Source organism: Kutzneria viridogrisea DSM 43870, assembly GCF_000525635.1.
GTDB classification, from domain to species: Bacteria; Actinomycetota; Actinomycetes; order Mycobacteriales; family Pseudonocardiaceae; genus Kutzneria; species Kutzneria viridogrisea.
Map to the genome: position 1 here is coordinate 5,645,752 of NZ_CP007155.1, position 15,430 is coordinate 5,661,181.

Annotated in this window: 11 protein-coding genes; 5 read left to right on the plus strand and 6 right to left on the minus strand. The window is 72.0% G+C overall.

The annotated features are described in order from the left end of the window. The first annotated feature begins 62 nt into the window (after window positions 1-62). The gene (locus tag KALB_RS25130; RefSeq protein ID WP_025358471.1) at window positions 63-1,097 is read left to right on the plus strand and encodes a zinc-binding dehydrogenase; all 1,035 of its coding nucleotides are present in this window, start codon (window positions 63-65) and stop codon (window positions 1,095-1,097) included. Window positions 1,098-1,317: 220 nt separating this feature from the next. Here the strand turns inward: KALB_RS25130 and KALB_RS44220 are convergent, their stop codons facing one another. The 3 genes from KALB_RS44220 to KALB_RS25145 all read right to left on the minus strand — a co-directional run bounded on the left by KALB_RS44220 (window position 1,318) and on the right by KALB_RS25145 (window position 4,225). Continuing rightward, window positions 1,318-1,788: a lipocalin-like domain-containing protein gene (locus KALB_RS44220; RefSeq protein WP_025358472.1), complete on the minus strand. Its 471-nt coding sequence runs from the start codon at window positions 1,786-1,788 to the stop codon at window positions 1,318-1,320. After that, window positions 1,785-2,750 carry an acyl-CoA desaturase gene (locus KALB_RS25140; RefSeq protein ID WP_025358473.1) on the minus strand — a complete coding sequence of 322 codons (966 nt, stop codon included), beginning with the start codon at window positions 2,748-2,750 and terminating at the stop codon, window positions 1,785-1,787. The genes KALB_RS44220 and KALB_RS25140 overlap by 4 nt, the downstream gene beginning before the upstream one ends. Window positions 2,751-3,004: 254 nt before the next feature. Continuing rightward, window positions 3,005-4,225: a serine hydrolase domain-containing protein gene (locus KALB_RS25145; RefSeq protein WP_025358474.1), complete on the minus strand. Its 1,221-nt coding sequence runs from the start codon at window positions 4,223-4,225 to the stop codon at window positions 3,005-3,007. Between the two features lie 231 nt (window positions 4,226-4,456). On the opposite strand from KALB_RS25145, the gene gltB reads away from it, so the two are divergent. From gltB to KALB_RS25165, 4 genes are all read left to right on the plus strand, one after another. After that, window positions 4,457-8,968: a glutamate synthase large subunit gene (gltB, locus tag KALB_RS25150; RefSeq protein ID WP_025358475.1), complete on the plus strand. Its 4,512-nt coding sequence runs from the start codon at window positions 4,457-4,459 to the stop codon at window positions 8,966-8,968. Beyond that, complete coding sequence (locus KALB_RS25155; RefSeq protein ID WP_025358476.1) at window positions 8,961-10,400, plus strand: glutamate synthase subunit beta; 1,440 nt, start codon at window positions 8,961-8,963, stop codon at window positions 10,398-10,400. The genes gltB and KALB_RS25155 overlap by 8 nt, the downstream gene beginning before the upstream one ends. Window positions 10,401-10,973: 573 nt before the next feature. Then, window positions 10,974-11,375 (plus strand): TIGR03618 family F420-dependent PPOX class oxidoreductase, encoded by a 402-nt coding sequence (locus KALB_RS25160; RefSeq protein WP_025358477.1) that lies wholly within the window; start codon window positions 10,974-10,976, stop codon window positions 11,373-11,375. A 19-nt stretch (window positions 11,376-11,394) separates the two neighbouring features. Further along, window positions 11,395-12,765, plus strand: a complete 1,371-nt coding sequence (locus tag KALB_RS25165; RefSeq protein WP_025358478.1) for an alpha/beta fold hydrolase — start codon at window positions 11,395-11,397, stop codon at window positions 12,763-12,765. 118 nt (window positions 12,766-12,883) lie between these two features. Here the strand turns inward: KALB_RS25165 and KALB_RS25170 are convergent, their stop codons facing one another. The 3 genes from KALB_RS25170 to KALB_RS25180 are packed head-to-tail and all read right to left on the minus strand — an operon-like array spanning window position 12,884 to window position 15,400. Next, window positions 12,884-13,486, minus strand: coding sequence for a TetR/AcrR family transcriptional regulator (locus KALB_RS25170; RefSeq protein WP_025358479.1), 603 nt, complete (start codon window positions 13,484-13,486; stop codon window positions 12,884-12,886). 10 nt (window positions 13,487-13,496) lie between these two features. Beyond that, window positions 13,497-14,279 (minus strand): SDR family oxidoreductase, encoded by a 783-nt coding sequence (locus KALB_RS25175; RefSeq protein ID WP_025358480.1) that lies wholly within the window; start codon window positions 14,277-14,279, stop codon window positions 13,497-13,499. Continuing rightward, a complete protein-coding gene (locus KALB_RS25180; protein ID WP_025358481.1) occupies window positions 14,276-15,400 on the minus strand; it encodes an acyl-CoA dehydrogenase family protein in 1,125 nt (374 codons plus the stop codon). The genes KALB_RS25175 and KALB_RS25180 overlap by 4 nt, the downstream gene beginning before the upstream one ends. Between the last annotated feature and the right edge of the window lie 30 nt (window positions 15,401-15,430).

Consider the following 15,430-nt stretch of genomic DNA (forward strand, 5'->3'; position numbering starts at 1 on the left):
CCCTGGAGTGCGCTCCAGGTCGTAGCGTGGTTGGCGGAGATCCGCCACGACTGGGAGAGAGCATGCGCGCGACCCTGATGTACGGCCCCGGCGACGTCCGCGTCGAGGAGGTCGCCGACCCGAGACTGCGCGAGGCCACCGACGTTGTGGTGCGCATCACCCGGTCCTGCGTGTGCGGCAGCGACCTGTGGCCGTACCAGAAGATCCCCGTGCAGGAGCGGGGCGTGCGCATGGGGCACGAGTTCATCGGCGTGGTCGAGGAGGTCGGCGGCGAGGTCGCCACCCTGCGCCGCGGTGACCTCGTGGTCGCACCGTTCGTGTGGTCGGACAACACCTGTGACTACTGCAAGGCCGGGTTGCAGACCTCCTGCCGCAACGGCGGCGGCTGGGGCCCTGGCGACGTGGACGGCGGGCAGGGCGAGGCCGTGCGCGTGCCGCAGGCCGACGGCACCCTGGTCAAGCTGCCCGTGGGCGAGGACGACGCGCTGATGCCCTCGCTGCTGACCCTGTCCGACGTGTTCTCCACCGGGCACCACGCCGCCGTGTGCGCCGGGGTGCGGAAGGGCTCCAGCGTCGCGGTGATCGGTGACGGCGCCGTGGGCCTGTGCGCCGTGCTGGCCGCCCGGCGACTGGGCGCGGAGCAGATCCTGTTGCTGGGACGGCACACCAGTCGCACCGACCTCGGCAGGGAGTTCGGCGCGACCGAGGTCGTGGCCGCGCGGGGCGAGCAGGCCGTCGCCGCCGTGCGCGACCTGACCGGTGGTGACGGCGTCACCTGCGTGCTGGAGTGTGTCGGCACCAAGGCGGCGTTCGACACCGCGCTGGACGTGGTGAAGCCCGGCGGATCGGTGAGCCGGGTCGGCGTGCCGCAGTACTCGGAGGCCAACGTGGGTCCGTCGGTGTTCCGCCGCAACCTGCGCATCGTCGGCGGCATCGCCCCCGCGCGGCAGTACATCCCCGAACTGCTGCCCGACGTGCTCTCCGGTGCGGTCGAGCCGGGCCGCGTGTTCGACCGGACCGTGGGCCTGGACGAGGTCCCCGACGCCTACCGCGCCATGAACGACCGCCAGGCCCTGAAGGTCCTGATCCGCCCCTAACCCCCGGCGAGTCCCGCTCAGCGGGGCGCGAGTCCCGCCCTGGGCCACGCGAGTCCCGCTCTACGGGGCGTGAGTCCCGCCCTGGGGCGGGTCCGGCGCGGGGAGCACCGCGTGTCGGCGCTTCCGGTACCGCGTGTCGGCGCTTCGTGGACGGTGTGTCCTGCACTGCGGAGCAGGTCCGGGCCCGGGATCAGTCCCCGGCCCGGACCCGCCGCGTGGGTCAGTGGTTCGGGGCCGCGCGGTGCCAGATGAGCCTGCTGGGCGCCTGGCCCGGGGCCGGGTCGAGCACGGTCAGCGACAGGACGTCGCCCTGCAACAGCACCTGTCGACGGTGGACCGTGCCGACCCAGGACGCCTCCAGCGAGGTCAGCACGCTGTGGCTCACGACGTCACCGGCGAGGGTCCAGGTGCCCGCGTAGGCGACGACTTTGCGGGTGCCACCCGGTGCGGCCAGTTCCAGCACCGCCGACATCGCGTGCTCGGCGGTGTAGGTGAGCCTGCCGCGCGACTGCGGGGCGCGGGACTCGTAGGTCACCTCGCCGTTCGGCCCGAGCACCTGGTAGACGGCCAGGTCCCAGGTGCTGACCAGGGTTGGCTTGGTTGCGGCGAACGCCGTGGCGGCGCCGACCGTGGAGACGGCACCGGCCACCATGGCGGCCAGCACGCCGCGCCGGGCGAGGTTCGTTGTCACAGCAGGGTTCCCTTCGCCAGTCCTTGATCGTCTGATCGAGGGTAGGCGGTGGCGCTGGTGCCGGGTACGGCCGGGCTGGCGCTCAACCGGCTCAGCCGCTGGGGGCTGGGCCAGCGCACGTCGTGGACCCAACCGGCGCGCTCGAACAGCCAGATCAGCCGCGCGGACACGTCGACCTGTCCGGGCAGCACCCCGTGCCGGGCGGAGGTCGGGTCGGCGTGGTGCAGGTTGTGCCAGGACTCGCCCATGCTGAGCAGGGCGAGGGGCCAGAAGTTGGCGGAGCGGTCACGGGCGCTGAACGGCCGTTCGCCGATCAGGTGGCAGATCGAGTTGACCGACCAGGTGACGTGGTGCAGCGCGGCGACGCGCACGACACCGGCCCAGAAGAACCCGGTGACCGCACCCCACCAGGACCAGGTGACCAGCCCGCCGACCAGCGCGGGGCCGAGCAGGGTGACCGCGGTGCACAGGCCGAACAGCCGGTGCACGGCACGCATGTCGGGATCGGCGGCGAGGTCGGGGGCGAACCGCTCGCGGTTGGTCAGCTCGCGGTCGAAGATCCACCCCATGTGGGCGTGCCAGAACCCGCGCGCGAGGCCGAGGGGCGAGCCGCCGTAGCGCCACGGGGAGTGCGGGTCCCCGTCGCGGTCGGAGAACGCGTGGTGCCGTCGGTGGTCGGCGACCCAGTGCATCACCGGGCCCTGCACGGCGAGGCTGCCCGCGAGGGCCAACGCGATGCGCATGGGCCGCCGCGCCTTGAAGGCGCCGTGGGTGAGGTAGCGGTGGAAGCCGACGGTCACCCCCAGGCAGGTGATCGTGTACCAGACGGCGGCCGACACCAGGTCGGCCCAGCCGATGCCCCAGCCCCACGCCAGTGGCACGGCGGCCAGCAGCGCCAGCAGGGGCACGATCGCGAAGACGTACACCGTCAGGTGCGCGGGCAGGGTGCGCCTGCCAGCCATCAGTCCTTTGGACGACACGCGGTGAGCGTGACCCACCCGCGCGGACTGCCGACGAACCGATCCGCACGGGTGGGTGAAGAGTCCGTGGCCAGTGCGGTGTCCAAAATCCTCGTCGGGTGATTTCGCGGCCCAGGTGGATGGATCGGCGTGCCGGCCCCGTGTCTCCATACTGGTTGTACGGGGGCGCGGGGGCGGTGCGGCGAGGCGCCGCCTGGGCGCGGAAGGACCGGCGAGGGCTGCCGGACACCGCACTACTAGATGAGGGCCTGGTACACCAGTTGCCGCAGGCCCTGCCGGATCGGGTGCAGGCTGGAGGGCAGCAGCTGGGTGAAGAACAGCGCGGTGATCCGCTCGACGGGGTCCACCCAGAACGCCGTGCTCGCCGCGCCGCCCCAGGCGTACTCCCCCGCGGGCGCCAGGCACTTGGCGGCCACCGGGTCGAGCAGCACGGAGAAGCCGAGCCCGAACCCGGTGCCCGCGAACGGGGACTCGCTGAACAGCGGGCGGCCCACCGCCTCCAGGTCGGCCCCGCCGGGCAGGTGGTTGGCGCGCATCAGGTCCACAGTGCGCGGCCCGAGCACGCGCACCCCGTCGAGTTCACCGCGCCGCAACAACATCTGGGTGAAGCGGTGGTAGTCGGCGGCCGTGGACACCAGTCCCCCGCCGCCGGACAGGAAGGTGGGCGGCCTCGTCGCCGCCTGCCCCACCGCCGGGTGGGGCACGGCCTTGCCGGTGTCGGGTGCCGCCACGTACAGCGCGGCCAGGTCCTCGCTGTCGCTCCAGAACGCGGTGTCGGTCATGCCCAGCGGATCGAACACGGCCTTCGCGAAGTACTCGTCCAGTGGTTGCCCGGACAGCACCTCGACGAGCCGCCCCAGCACATCGGTGGCCACCGAGTAGTTCCACTCGGTGCCCGGCTGGTGCACCAGCGGCAGCTCGGCCCAAGCCCGGCACGCCCCGGCGAGGTCCATCCCCGGCGGCACGTCGGCCTCGAACCCGGCCTCACGGTACATCTCGTCCACCGCGTGCGCATGGTGGAAGCCGTAGGTCAGTCCGGCGGTGTGGGTGAGCAGGTGCCACACCCGGATCGGCTCAACGGCGGGCACCGTGCGCGCCGCACGACCCGCGCCCGCGGCGTAGACCCTCATGTCGGCGAATTCGGGCAACCAGCGGGAGATCGGGTCGTTGAGGTCGAACGCGCCCTGTTCGTACAGGGTCATCGCGGCCACGGAGGTGACCGGTTTGGTCATCGAGTAGATCCGCCACTGGGTGTTGCCGTCGACGGGCAGACCGGCCTCCCGGTCACGAAAGCCCAGGTGGGAGACGTGCGCCAGCTGCTGGTCCCGGGAGATGGCCATGGTGGTGCCCGCCAGCAGGCCCCGGTCCACATACCGGGCCAGGTAGGAGTCGACCCGCCTGAGCCGTTCCGGGTCGAAACCCAGGTCCACCGGATCTGCCTGCGTTTCCAGCGCCACTTCCGCCTCCGAAAGCTGTCAAGAGCACGTGGGATACACCACGGGGCATGCGGATAACCCCCTGTTCACATTATCGTCACAAGACCCCGGTGACCCCGGGGCCGATGGCAGCTACCCCCAAGAGGGGCGCCCTTCCGCACAGCGTCGTGCGAATCGAACTCACTCAGCGTTGAGAGCACCCCCGCGCACCTTACGCCCTTTGGGCGTCCCACCACGGGAGGGCCGCAAGCCGTGACCCACCACCAGCCTCCGCTCGGAGGTCTGTACGACCCGCAGTTCGAGCACGACGCGTGCGGCGTGGCCTTCGTGGCCGATCTCGCCGGGCGCCGCGACCACGAGATCGTGCGCAAGGCACTGGTCGCGCTGCGCAACCTGGAGCACCGCGGCGCACGCGGTGCGGAACCGGAAACCGGTGACGGGGCAGGCATTTTGCTCCAGGTACCCGACGGCTTCTACCGCCAGGTGGTTGATTTCGCACTGCCCGAAGCGGGCGGATACGTTGTCGGAACGGCGTTCCTGCCTGTGAACCCGGAACAGCGGGCCGCGGTGGTCGCTGTGGTGGAACGGATCGCGGCCGAGGAGGGCACGCGTGTACTGGGCTGGCGTGAGCTGCCGGTGGACACCGACCACGTAGGACCCACTGCGGCGGCCACCATGCCGCACTTCAGCCAGCTCTTCCTGGCCCCGCTGGACGAGTCGGCGACCGGGCTTGCGCTGGAGCGGATCGCGCTGTGCGTACGCAAGCGCGCCGAGCACGACGCGGACGTGTACTTCCCGAGCCTGTCCTCGCGCACCGTGGTGTACAAGGGAATGCTCACCGAGCCCCAGGTGGAGCGGTTCTTCCCGGACCTGACCGACCCGCGGGTCACCTCGGCGATCGGCCTGGTGCACTCCCGGTTCTCCACCAACACCTTCCCGTCCTGGCCGCTGGCCCACCCGTACCGCTACGTGGCGCACAACGGTGAGATCAACACCTTGCGCGGCAACCGGAACTGGATGGACGCGCGCGAGACGGACCTGGCCACCGACCTGATCCCCGGCGACCTGTCCCGGATCTACCCGGTGATCACGCGGGGCGCCAGCGACTCGGCCTCTTTCGACGAGGTGCTGGAACTGCTGCACCTGGGTGGGCGCTCGCTGCCGCACGCGGTGCTGATGATGATCCCCGAGGCGTGGGAGAACCACACCGAGATGGACCCGGCGCGGCGGGCCTTCTACGAGTTCCACTCCACGCTGATGGAGCCCTGGGACGGGCCCGCGCTGGTGTCCTTCACCGACGGCACGCTGATCGGCGCGGTGCTGGACCGCAACGGCCTGCGACCCGCGCGCTACTGGATCACCGAGGACGGTCTGGTCGTGCTCGGCAGCGAGGCGGGCGTGCTGGAGATCGACCCGGCCACCGTCGTGCGTAAGGGCCGCCTGGAGCCGGGCCGCATGTTCCTGGTGGACACCGCGGCGGGCCGGGTCGTGGACGACGAGGAGATCAAGGGACAGCTCGCCGCGGAGCACCCGTACGCCGACTGGGTCGCGGCCGGGCTGGTGCGGTTGGACGAGCTGCCCGAGCGGGAGCGCGAGGTGCCCACGCACGCCTCGCTGGTGCGCCGCCAGCAGGCTTTCGGCTACACCGAAGAGGAACTGCAACTGTTGTTGCGGCCCATGGCACTCACGGGTGCCGAACCGATCGGCTCGATGGGCAACGACGCGCCCTTCGCGGTGCTCTCCGACCGGCCGCGACAGCTGTTCGACTACTTCACGCAGCTGTTCGCCCAGGTGACCAACCCGCCGCTGGACGCGATCCGCGAGGAGCTGGTGACCTCGCTGGGCACCGTGCTCGGCGCGGAGACCAACCTGCTGCTCGCCGAGCCGAGGTCGTGTCGCCGGGTGGCGCTGTCCTTCCCGGTGCTGGACAACGACGAGCTCGCCAAGCTGGTGCACATCAACGACGACGGGGACCTGCCCGGGTTCCGCGCGGTGACGGTGCACGGCCTGTACGAGGTGCACGGCGGCGGGCAGGCCCTGGTGCGCAGGCTGGACGAGATCCGCGCCGAGGTGTCGGCGGCGATCGCGGGCGGGGCGCGGCTGATCGTGCTGTCCGACCGGGGCGTGGACGCCGAGCACGCGCCGATCCCCTCGCTGCTGCTGACCGGCGCCGTGCACCACCACCTGGTCCGGGAGAAGACCCGCACGCAGGTGGGCCTGGTCGTGGAGGCCGGTGACGCCCGCGAGGTGCACCACATCGCCCTGCTGATCGGCTACGGCGCGGCGGCGGTCAACCCGTACCTGGCCATGGCCACGGTGGAGGAACTGCCCGACACCAAGCCGAAGAAGGCCACCAGCAACCTGATCAAGGCGCTGGGCAAGGGCGTGCGCAAGACCATGTCCAAGATGGGAGTGTCCACAGTGGCCTCCTACACCGGCGCGCAGATCTTCGAGGCGATCGGCGTGGGCGCCGAGGTGATCGACTCCTGCTTCACCGGCACCACCTCGCGGCTGGGCGGTGTCGGCTTCGAGGAGCTGGCCCGCGAGGTGGCCCTGCGCCACCGCAGGGCCTTCCCGGTCGACGGGGTGCGCGCCGCCCACCGCGAGCTGGAGACCGGCGGGGAGTACCAGTGGCGCCGCGAGGGTGAGGCGCACCTGTTCAACCCCACCACGGTGTTCAAGCTCCAGCACTCGACCCGGTCGCGGCGCTACGAGGTGTTCAAGGAGTACACCGAGGCCGTCAACGACCAGTCCGAGCGGCTGATGACCCTGCGCGGGCTGTTCCGCTTCCGCGAGGGTGTGCGCGAGCCGGTGCCGATCGAGGAGGTCGAGCCGGTCTCGGAGATCGTCAAGCGGTTCGCGAGCGGGGCCATCTCCTACGGCTCGATCTCCCAGGAGATGCACGAGGTGCTGGCCATCGCGATGAACCGGTTGGGCGCCAAGTCCAACACCGGTGAGGGCGGGGAGGACGCCGAGCGCTTCCTGCCCGACGCCAACGGGGACCTGCGCCGCTCGGCGATCAAGCAGGTGGCCAGCGGGCGGTTCGGGGTCACCAGCGAGTACCTGGTCAACGCCGACGACATCCAGATCAAGATGGCCCAGGGCGCCAAGCCCGGCGAGGGCGGTCAGCTGCCGGGCGCGAAGGTGTACCCGTGGATCGCAAGGACCCGGCACTCCACGCCGGGTGTCGGGCTGATCTCCCCGCCGCCGCACCACGACATCTACTCCATCGAGGACCTCGCCCAGCTGATCCACGACCTGAAGAACGCCAACCCGGCCGCGCGCATCCATGTGAAGCTGGTATCCGAGGTCGGCGTGGGCACGGTGGCGGCGGGGGTGTCCAAGGCGCACGCGGACGTGGTGCTGATCTCCGGGCACGACGGGGGCACCGGTGCCTCCCCGCTGTCCTCGATCAAGCACGCGGGCGCCCCGTGGGAGCTGGGCCTGGCCGAGACCCAGCAGACCCTGCTGGCCAACCGCCTGCGGGATCGCATCGTGGTGCAGACCGACGGCCAGCTCAAGACCGGCCGGGACGTGGTGGTCGCGGCCCTGCTGGGCGCCGAGGAGTTCGGCTTCGCCACGGCCCCGCTGGTGGTCTCCGGCTGCGTCATGATGCGCGTGTGCCACCTGGACACCTGCCCGGTGGGCGTGGCCACGCAGAACCCGGCGCTGCGCGCGAAGTTCACCGGCAAGGCCGAGTACATCGTGAACTTCTTCGAGTTCATCGCCGAGGAGGTCCGGGAACTACTGGCGCGGCTGGGTTTCCGCTCGCTGGAGGAGGCCGTCGGGCACGCCGAGCTGCTGGACACCCAGCGCGCGGTGCGGCACTGGAAGGCGTCCGGGCTGGACCTGACGCCGATCTTCCACGTGCCCGAGCTGGAGCCGCGCGCGGCCCGGCACCGCACCACCGACCAGGACCACGGGCTGGAGCGGGCGCTGGACAACACCCTGATCCAGCTCGCCGAGGGCGCGCTGTCCTCGGGCGACCGGGTGCGGCTGGAGTTGCCGGTGCGCAACGTCAACCGCACCGTGGGCACCATGCTCGGCTCCGAGCTGACCAGGCGCTGGGGCGGCGAGGGGCTGCCGGATGACACCATCGACGTGACGTTCACCGGAACCGCGGGCCAGTCCTTCGGTGCCTTCCTGCCACGGGGCATCACGCTGCGCCTTGTCGGTGACGCCAACGACTACGTCGGCAAGGGGTTGTCCGGTGGGCGCGTCACGGTGCGCCCGCACGAGCAGGCACAGTTCACCGCCGAGCACCAGGTGATCGCGGGCAACGTGATCGGCTACGGGGCCACCGGCGGCGAACTGTTCCTGCGCGGGCGCGTCGGCGAGCGGTTCGCCGTGCGCAACTCCGGGGCGCTGGCCGTGGTGGAGGGCGTGGGCGACCACGGCTGCGAGTACATGACCGGCGGGCGGGTCGTGGTGCTCGGGGCCACCGGGCGCAACTTCGCGGCGGGCATGTCCGGCGGCACGGCGTACCTGCTGGACGCGGTGCCGGTGCGGGTCAACCCGGAGATGGTGGACCTGGACCCGCTCGAGGCCGAGGACCTGGCCTTCCTGCGCAAGGTCGTGGGCCGCCACCACGCGGAGACCGGGTCGGCGGTGGCCCACGCGCTGCTGACCGACTGGGAGTCGGCGGCGGGCCGGTTCACGAAGGTGATGCCCAAGGACTACAAGCGGGTGCTGGCCGCGCGGGCCAGCGCCGAGCGCGAGGGCAGGGACGTCAACGAGGCGATCATGGAGGCCGCTCATGGCTGACCCGAGGGGTTTCCTCACCACGCCGAGGGAGAACGCCCAGCACCGGCCGGTGGACCTGCGGCTGCTGGACTGGCGCGAGGTCTACGAGGAGTTCGGCAACGACCGGCTGGAGCGCCAGGCCGGGCGGTGCATGGACTGCGGCATCCCGTTCTGCCACCAGGGCTGTCCACTCGGGAACCTGATCCCGGAGTGGAACACCCTGGTGTGGAAGCAGGACTGGCAGCAGGCCATCGAACGGCTGCACGCCACCAACAACTTCCCGGAGTTCACCGGGGCGCTGTGCCCCGCGCCCTGCGAGGCGGCCTGCGTGCTGGGCATCAACAGCGAGGCGGTGTCGATCAAGCGGGTCGAGGTGGAGATCATCGACCGGGCCTGGGACGAGGGCTGGGTGAGCCCGCAGCCGCCGGTGAGCCGCACCGGCAAGCGGGTGGCCGTGGTCGGCTCGGGACCGGCCGGGCTGGCCGCCGCGCAGCAGCTGACCCGCGCGGGCCACGACGTGGTGGTGCTGGAGCGGGCCGACGCGATCGGCGGGCTGCTGCGCTACGGCATCCCCGAGTTCAAGATGGAGAAGTGGCGGCTGGACCGCCGACTTGAGCAGATGAAGGCGGAGGGCACGCAGTTCCGGGCCAGCGTGAACGTGGGCGTGGACGTCACGGCGGCGCAGCTGCGCGGCGACTACGATGCCGTCGTGCTGGCGGGTGGGGCCACGGCCTGGCGGGACCTGCCGATCCCCGGGCGCGAGCTGACCGGGGTGTACCAGGCGATGGAGTACCTGCCGCCCGCCAACAAGTCCTACGCGCAGTCGCCGATCAGCGCCGAGGGCAAGCACGTGGTGGTGATCGGCGGCGGGGACACCGGGGCGGACTGCCTGGGCACCGCGCACCGGCAGGGCGCCGCCTCGGTGACCCAGCTGGAGATCATGCCGATGCCGCCGCGGACCCGGCCCGAGCGCAACCCGTGGCCGACCTACCCGATGCTGTATCGGGTCACCTCCGCGCACGAGGAGGGCGGCGAGCGGCTGTACTCCGTGTCCACCGTGGAGTTCCTGGGCGACGAATCCGGCGCGCTGAGCGGGCTGCGGCTGGTGGAGGTCCGCAACGAGGGCGGGCGGTTCGTGCCGGTGGAGGGCACCGAACGCGAGCTGCCCTGCCAGCTGGCGCTGCTGGCCATGGGCTTCGTGGGGCCGCAGCGCGAGGGCCTGCTCGCCGAGTTGGGCGTGGACCTGGACCAGCGCGGCAACGTGGCCCGCGACCGGTCGTTCGCGACCAGCGTGCCCGGGGTGTTCGTGGCCGGGGACATGGGCCGCGGCCAGTCGCTGATCGTCTGGGCGATCGCCGAGGGGCGGTCCGCCGCCGCCGGGGTGGACGCCTTCCTGACCGGCCGGGACGTGCTGCCAGCGCCGATCCGGCCCACCGACCGGCCCCTGGTGTAGCGGGCCGGGATTGGGCCGGTTGGCCCGATTCACGTTGGCTGGTCCCCGGGAACACCGTGGTTCCCGGGGACCGGCTGACTCGGACTGGCCCGGTTGGTGGCGCGGAGCGGGCGGGCGGCGGCCCCAACTAGTGGAGTGGAGTTGAGCTGGCGGGCGTGGCCCGGCTGGTGGCGGGCGGGCGAGCATGGCCCGGCTGGCGGCGCGGAGCGGGCGGCGGCCCCGACCGCCGCGAAGGTGGCTTTCACTGCGCTGAACGCAGCGAATGGTCCTTTCGCAGCACGCCTCGGCCGCGCCACGAAGGTGCCGTTCGAGACGTTGAACGACCCAAGGGGCACCTTCATGGCACGCGCGGCCAGGCCGCCACCGCCCCTCGGCCGCGCCACGAAGGTGCCGTTCGAGACGCTGAACGCCCGCAACGGCACCTTCATGACGTGTGGCCGCGGGCCCGGCACGGCGCCGCGCCTCGTGCTGCCGCACCCCGCTGGCCCCACCCCGTGCCACGAAGGTGCCCTTCGCGACGTCCAGCGTCCTGAACGGCACCTTCCTGACACGTCTCGGCTACCGTGACCTCCCGTGAGCATCGATCTGCACGCCCGGGGCGCGGGGTTCGCCGAGTTCTGGCGTGAGCGGCACCTGTGCACGCTGACCACGATCCGGCCGGACGGCACGCCGCACGTGGTGCCGGTGGGCGTCACGCTGGACCTGGACGCCGGCCTGGCGCGGGTCATCACCTCGGGCGACTCGGAGAAGGCGCGGCTGGTCGCGGCGGCGGGTGCGGCGGGGGCCGTGGTGGCCGCCTGCCAGGTGGACGGCCGACGGTGGTCCACTGTGGAGGGTCGAGCGGTGCTGCGCTCGGACCCCGGGTCGGTGGCCGAGGGCGAACGTCGTTACGCGCAGCGGTATCGGACACCGAGGACCAATCCCCGCCGGGTGGTGCTGGAGATCGCCGTAACCCGGGTGCTGGGCAACTGCTGACCCGCTAGCGTCGGCCGGTATGGGACTCAGGTTTCTCACCGTCGCGTGCCTGACCGCCGCGGCGAGCCTCGTGGCCACCGCCGTCACCGCGACCGCGGCCATCCCGCCCCAGCTCAAGGGCGCGCACCCGTGCCCGGGCCAGCCGGGCTTCACCTGCGCCACGCTGACCGTGCCGCTGGACCACACCGGGCACAAGCCCGGCAGCCTGGACCTGCCGGTGGCCACGGCGGACAACGTGGCCGCGCCCAAGGGCGTGCTGCTGTTCCTGACCGGCGGACCGGGTCAGGGCGGGGTCGGCGCGATCACGCGCATCGCCAGGCAGCGACTGCCCGAGCTGGCCGCGGACTACCGGTTCGTCATGCTCGACCAGCGCGGCACCGGCGCGGGTGCGCTGGACTGCCCGCAGTTGCAGGCGCAGGTCGGCGGCTCGGACATCGCGGTGCCGACCCCGGCCGCCGTGCGCGAGTGCGCGGGCCTGCTCGGCGACCGCGCCGGGCTGTACGGCACGGACCAGACCGTGGCCGACTTCGACCTGCTGCGCCGCGCGCTTGGCGTGGACAAGATGGTCGTGGACGGCGTGTCCTACGGCTCGTTCACCGCCGCGCGCTACGCCATCGCGCAGCCCGGTCACGTGGCCAAGCTGGTGCTGGACTCGGTCGTGCCGCACCACTACAGCACCGGCTGGGACTCGATCTACCTGACCGGTCTGTCCGCGACGGCCCGGGTGTTCCGCGCGGTCTGCGCCGAGGCGAAGTGCGGCTTCGACCCGGCCGAGGACCTGGCCTGGGTGGTGCGCCACCGCAGCGCCGCTGACGGGGTGCGGATCTACGACGCGATCGTGGACTACGAGTTCTCCGACCCGACCTACCACGACCTGATCGCGGCGATCCACTCCGCACGCGGCGGGGACAGCACCGCGCTGGACGGGTTGCTGGCCGACAGCGCTCCGGGTGGCGGCAGGCCCGCCGACTTCAGCTCGGGCCTGCACACGGCCACGCTGTGCACGGACAACCCGCAGCCCTGGGGCAACGCCGCGACCCCGCGGTTCCTGCGCGAGCCGCTGCTGGAGCTGAGCGGGCGCCTGCTGCCGGAGCGCCAGGTGTGGCCGTTCACCCAGGCGGTGGCCATCGGCCAGGGCTACCAGCAGACCTGCCTGGACTGGCCGGTGGTGCGACCGGGCAGCAACCCGGCGGGCCCGTTGCCGAAGGTGCCCACGCTGCTGCTCAACGGTGACCACGACCTGTCCACCCCGCTGGAGCTGGCCAGGCAGGAGCTGCGGTCGGCGCCGGACGGCAAGCTGGTGGTCGTGCCGGGGGCCGCACACTCGATCCAGAACCGCGAGCGGGGCCACACCGGACGCGACGCCGTGATCAGCTTCCTCAACCGCTGACCGGGACTCGCGGTCGGCTGGCCGGGACTCGCGGTCGGGCGAGCGGGACTCGCGGCAAAGCCCGCGAGTCCCGCTCTGGGGAGCGCGAGTCACGCTCACCGGCGCGCGAGTCCCGTCCTCAGCCCTTGCGGACGGGGCGGCGCCGAGTCGCGATGCCGTCCAGCACCACCGACAGGTACTGGTCGGCCACGGCCTGCGCGGACAGCTCGCCGCCCGGGCGGTACCAGTGCACCGCCACCCACACCGTGTCGCGGATGAACCGGTACACCAGTTCCACGTCCAGGTCCGGGCGGAACGCGCCCTCGCGCACCCCGTCCTCCAGCAGGCCAACCCACAGCTTGCGGAACTCGGCGTTGCGGTCGTCCAGGTAGCCGAACCGCTCGAACTGGGCGAGGTACTTGGCCTCGTTCTGGTAGATCGCGACCGCGTCGTGGTGGCGGTCGATCGCCTCGAACGAGGCCACCACCACGGCCTCCAGTGCGGCGCGCGGCGGCAGCCCGGAGCCGGTGATCTCCTGGTAGCGGCCGAACAGCTCGTCCTGGAACCCGGTCAGGATCTCGTCGACCATCGACTCCTTGGAGTCGAAGTGGTGGTAGAGGCTGCCGGACAGGATGCCCGCGGCGTCGGCGATGTCGCGCACGGTGGTGGCCAGGAAGCCCCGTTCGGCGAACATGCGCGCGGCCAGTGCGAGCAACTCGGCACGGCGTCCCTGCTTGCTCAAGATGTCCTCCTCACGGGTGCTGGCTGGACACCGACAGCACCTCGCCGGTCAGGTACGAGGCGTAGTCGCTGGCCAGGAACACCATCGCATTGGCCACCTCCCAGGGCTGCGCCGACCTGCCGAACGCCTCGCGGGCGGTCAGTTCGGTGAGCAGGTCCTCGGTGGTGACCTTGGCCAGGAACGGGTGCACCGCCAGGCTGGGCGCCACGGCGTTGACCCGGATGCCGTGCTCGGCCACGTCGACGGCGGCACAGCGGGTCAGCGCCATCACGCCCGCCTTGGCCGCCGCGTAGTGCGCCTGCCCGGCCTGCGCGCGCCAGCCCACGACCGAGGCGTTGTTGACCACCGCTCCCCCGGCGCCCTGCTCGACCATCAGCCGCAGCGCGGTCCTGGTGCAGCGGAACGTGCCGTTCAGGGTGACGTCCAGCACCCGCGCCCACTCCTCGTCGGTCATCTCCAGCACCGACCTGGTCCCGCCGAGGCCAGCGTTGTTGATCATAACGTCGAGCCTGCCGAACCGGTCGACCGCCGCGCCCAGCATGGCGTCCACCTGCGACTGGTCGGTGACGTCGCAGACCGCGGCGGCCACCGCGTCCCCGTGCGCCGTGACCAGCTCGCGGTGGGTCTGTACCAGGCGCCGTTCGTGCCAGTCGCTGATCAGCACCCGGGCGCCCTCCTCCAGGCAGCGCCGCGCCGTGGCCGAGCCGATGCCGGTGCCCGCGGCGGCGGTGATCACCACGACCTTGCCCGCGAGCAGGTCGTGCCCGGCCGGGTAGGGCGGCAACGTGGTCATCGGCGCTCCTGTCTGGGCAGGCCGAGCACGCGCTCGGCGATGATCGTGCGCTGGATCTCGTCGGAGCCGCCGTAGATCGTGTCGGCCCGGCTGAACAGGTACAGCCGCTGCCACGGGTCCAGTTCCGGCTCGGCGATCACCGACTCCGCACCGAGCACGTCCACGGCCAGCTCGCCGAGCTCGCGGTGCCACCTGGACCAGAACAACTTCGTCACCGAGGCGTCGGCGGCCTTGGTGCGCAGCGCGTGCGAGCGCATGACCTCCAACTCCATCGCCGACCTGGTGAGCCGCTCACGGATCAGCGGGTCGGCGACGCTGCCGTTGCGGCGGGCCAGCGCGATGATCCCGTCCAGCTCACGCCGGAACCCGATCTGCTGGCCGAGTGTGGCGGCCCCGCGTTCGAAGCCCAGCGTGGCCATGGCCACCGCCCAGCCGTTGCCCACCCCGCCGACGACCAGCCCGGCCTCGGTCCGCGCCCCGTCGAAGAACACCTCGTTGAACTCGGCGGTACCGGTCAGCTGCCGGATCGGCCGCACCTCGATGCCCGGCTGGCGCATCGGCACCAGCAGGTAGGACAGACCGCGGTGGCGGGTCGCGGCGGGGTCGGTACGGGCCAGCACGAAGCACCAGTCCGCCAGGTGCGCCAGCGAGGTCCAGACCTTCTGCCCGGTGATCACCCACTCGTCCCCGTCCAGCCGCGCGCTGGTGCGCACACCGGCCAGGTCCGAGCCCGCCTCCGGCTCGGAGTAGCCCTGGCACCACAACTGCGTGACGCAGGCGATCTCCGGCAGGAAACGCCGCTGCTGCTCGGGTGTGCCGTGCGCGATCAGCGTGGGCCCCAACAGGTTCTCGCCAAGGTGGTTGACCCTCGCGGGGGCGTTGGCCCGCGCGTACTCCTCGTGCCAGACCAGTTGCTCGTCCAGGCTCGCGCCCCGGCCGCCGTGTTCCACCGGCCAGTCCAGGCAGGTCCAGCCCGCCGAGGCCAGGTGCCGGTCCCAGTCCAGCCGGGCCTGGAACGCCTCGTGCTCCCGGCCGGGACCGCCCAGCCCCCTGAGCGCGGCGAACTCGCCGACCAGGTTGTCGGCCAACCACTGTCGTGCCTGAGCTCTGGTCACCGCCATGCCCGTAGGCTAGCCTACCAAGCAATTGCT